General features: G+C 65.4%; 3 protein-coding genes and 1 pseudogene. 3 read left to right on the forward strand and 1 reads right to left on the reverse strand.

Translation table 11 applies throughout. The features are described 5' to 3' along the window. Window positions 1-94 precede the first annotated feature (94 nt). The 3 genes and pseudogenes from AB0D57_RS47450 to AB0D57_RS47460 all read left to right on the forward strand — a co-directional run. Window positions 95-709 (forward strand): annotated as a pseudogene (locus AB0D57_RS47450) (M55 family metallopeptidase); the annotation flags it as partial. Between the two features lie 635 nt (window positions 710-1,344). After that, complete coding sequence (locus AB0D57_RS47455) at window positions 1,345-1,965, forward strand: hypothetical protein (protein WP_362088728.1); 621 nt, start codon at window positions 1,345-1,347, stop codon at window positions 1,963-1,965. An 87-nt stretch (window positions 1,966-2,052) separates the two neighbouring features. After that, entirely contained in the window at window positions 2,053-2,154 is a 102-nt protein-coding gene (locus AB0D57_RS47460; protein WP_362088729.1) for a helicase, read from the forward strand. A gap of 147 nt (window positions 2,155-2,301) precedes the next feature. Here the strand turns inward: AB0D57_RS47460 and AB0D57_RS47465 are convergent, their stop codons facing one another. After that, window positions 2,302-2,778 carry a Pycsar system effector family protein gene (locus AB0D57_RS47465; RefSeq protein ID WP_362088730.1) on the reverse strand — a complete coding sequence of 159 codons (477 nt, stop codon included), beginning with the start codon at window positions 2,776-2,778 and terminating at the stop codon, window positions 2,302-2,304. Window positions 2,779-2,986 lie beyond the last annotated feature (208 nt).

Below are 2,986 nucleotides of genomic sequence, written 5' to 3' on the forward strand. Positions count from 1 at the left end.
CCTACAGAAAGAAACAACCCACCGAATCCACCACTCACCACCTTGACCCGCCCAACATCAAAATCCTCGCCGTTTCCTAACTACGTGGCATTGCCCCGCAGCCCGCCTCATCCGCGGCAAGCCCAAGCAGATGCTCATGCTCGAAGGCCTCATTCCCGAGCACGACGCCGTGATCTGCGTCGGCTACCACTCGCGGGCCGGCGCTCTTGGTGTACTGAGTCACAGTTTCATGGGGCACGAGATCGAAGACATGTGGCTGGACGGCCGTCCCGTGGGCGAGATCGGACTGGCCCACGCCACCGCGGCCGCCATCGGCGTTCCGGTGGCGGTTCTCACCGGTGACGACTCTGCCTGCACAGAAATGGCGGAATGGGACGCCTCGGTCACGACCGTGGCCGTGAAGTACGCGCGGGACCGATTCGCGGCACATCTACGACCGGCGGAAGAAGCACGTGCGGCCATCGAGAAAGCCGTCGCTGCCAGTCTCGCCACAGTGCCGAAGGTGTCAGAAGTCCCTGCGGACCCGTCCGTGCTCATGGTCCGCTGGCAGTCGGCTTCAGTGGCCTCGACACTCCTGGGCATTCCCGGGGTCACCTTGGCAGACACGCGGACGGTCCAGGCCCAGGGTGCTCTGCCCAGCCTTTACCGACTGTTCGGCGTGTGGACGAGGGTGGCGGCGTCCCTGACCAACCAGCAACCGTACTGCTGACTGCCGCGAGCAAGGGCTGGGCCGACATCGCCTCTCGCCAGGACTCCTGGGCCTGCGAGGCATAGACCCGGTGGACGGCCTTGCCCGAGTACGACATCCGCAGCGTGAACAGGTGGCACTTGACCACCTCGCCCGCCAGCCAGCCAGACCCACACGTCGGCGAAGTCGACCTCCGCTTCCTCGCCGGGAAGATGCACCTGAGGAACCATCCCGTCCAAATGCCGGTGGCCTTCCCGGGCCTCGACCTCGATCTACGGGCGGCGGACCAGGAGGTAGTCGCAGACCGTCGAATATGACGCCTGGCCGAAGCCGTAGTCCTGTGCGAGCCGCTGGTGGATTCGCCGGACGGTGTGCTTCTGCTTGCGCGGTGCGGTGAAGCGGTTACAAACATCGGCAGCGCACGCACCGCCGCGGATGGGCCAGTCCTGAAGCGGACACGCCGTCTACTCCCGGACAGTACGACGTGCTCCGACCGAAGACCCGGTCTGGTCCAGCCCGACCGCCAGAGCCTGAGCAAAAGTCACACGCGAAAGGCAGGGATTTATCTAAAGCAATCTCATCGAGAGGCGGCCTTAGGTAACGTACTGAAGGAAGGCGGGAGTTGGCCGCCGACCAACGACCAGGGGGCTGCCCGAATGCGCATCATCGAGGGGTCACCGCAGGAGATCGTGGAGTACGAGCGCGCGACCGGCTCTGCATCCCACACGACGCCGCCCGTGGACGCCGCTCCGTCCCACGCAGAGACCGCGGACACGGAAACAGACAGCGAAGCGGCAACGCTCAGCGCCTCAGCCTCCGCGACACCCGACGGCGCCTCCCCCTCCCTAGCACCCGAAGACCACGTCGCCCTGATGAAGTTCATCTACGGACGTGCCGGCAAAAACCACGAACGCACCGTCCAGACCGAAAAGTTCATCAAGCGGCTCCTGGAAGAGGAGAACATCGTCGTAGCCTTCGGCCGCTCCTCCAAGACCTTCGACGGCCTCGCCGACTACCTGATGATCCGGGACAACGGCCCCCAGCGCTACGGAGCCGTCGCCTACCTCCGCCCAAGCAACGGCGGCATGACCCTGCGCCTCGGCCCTGACGACCTTGAGCGCCTCAGCCTGAACGACGAAGACAACGGCCGCATCCAGCCCCGCAACGTCGCCCCTTCCGACCCCTACAAGATCAACTGCCCCCTCGCCGACGATGAAGCCGCCGCACTCGCCTTCACGCTCGTCCGCGCCGCCCTGGAAGCCGTGCGCAGCGAATGACAACTGCTTCGCGAGACGGGGCCTTCCCCTCGCCTGACGCCGGGCCGCCGATCCATCGCAGTCGACGGTAAAGCGGAGCCGGTGGTCGTGAAGCTGCGCGCGTGGGTCTCGAACCCCAAGTCGAGGCGGGACAAACTCACCCCGGACCAGCTGGACGCGCTGCGGAATCTGGGCATGCAGTGGGCGTGACACTGCCACAGTCCGGACGCGGGAGACGACGTGCAGCCGCGGGAAAACTACGGAGCGGGTGTAGCGGTGGCCCTGCCAGCACGGGTACGTACCGCCGGGCTCAGCTGCTTCCAGCGGCTCCTTGAACTGACCAGGTGGGACACGGTCCTACAGGAGCAGGGACAGGACCGCGGCCGTAAACAGCAAGCCGATTCCGGCCTGGATGAAGTTGACCCCATGCTGCAGTCGCCGGAACTTGTCCCTCACCAGGCGTGCCAGAGCTGCGACTCTCTTGGCCCGCAGATCCGTCCGCATGTGTTCACTCAGCGCATCTGGTTCCAGCGTGGCCCAGCGCGTCCAGTCCTCCAGATCAAGGTTGTCGATCTGTACGGGACGGACAGTCATCAGCAGGAGCACAGTAGCGATCATCAGACAGGCGGTACCAAGGGCGCCCACTGCCAAGACGGCGGGCGGTTGGTCATGGTAGCCACCACGTGTGGCGAGGAAGACCAGGCCTAAGCTGGTCAACGCGAGAACGGTGTTGGCCTTGGCGTCCGCTCGAACGAGTTCGCTAGTGAGTGTGACCAGCGCGTCGTCCAAATTCTTCGACATGCGATCGCTGCTGTTACCCGGTTCCTGCGTCATAAGGCCCCCATCCCAGACGACAAGACGCCCACGAGTGGCTGACGGTTCGCCAGCGAGCAAATGATGGATGCCGACGCCGTCCGGACCAGTGCCTGGGGAATTACCTGGCCACACGCCAAGCCGCTGCGCGAGGTCCACGTCCGCCTGTGGGGCAACGGCACCGACGGCTGCGGCACGCCGCAGGCGCCCTCCCCGGTCCGGATCAGCC

Origin of the sequence: Streptomyces sp. NPDC048275, assembly GCF_040652275.1 — a bacterium.
Taxonomy (GTDB): Bacteria; Actinomycetota; Actinomycetes; order Streptomycetales; family Streptomycetaceae; genus Streptomyces.

Excerpts from the sequence above, each read along its gene's own strand:
- AB0D57_RS47455 (WP_362088728.1), top strand. The coding sequence starts at position 1,345 with ATGCGCATCATCGAGGGGTCACCGCAGGAGATCGTGGAGTACGAGCGC.
- AB0D57_RS47465 (WP_362088730.1), bottom strand. The coding sequence starts at position 2,778 with ATGACGCAGGAACCGGGTAACAGCAGCGATCGCATGTCGAAGAATTTG.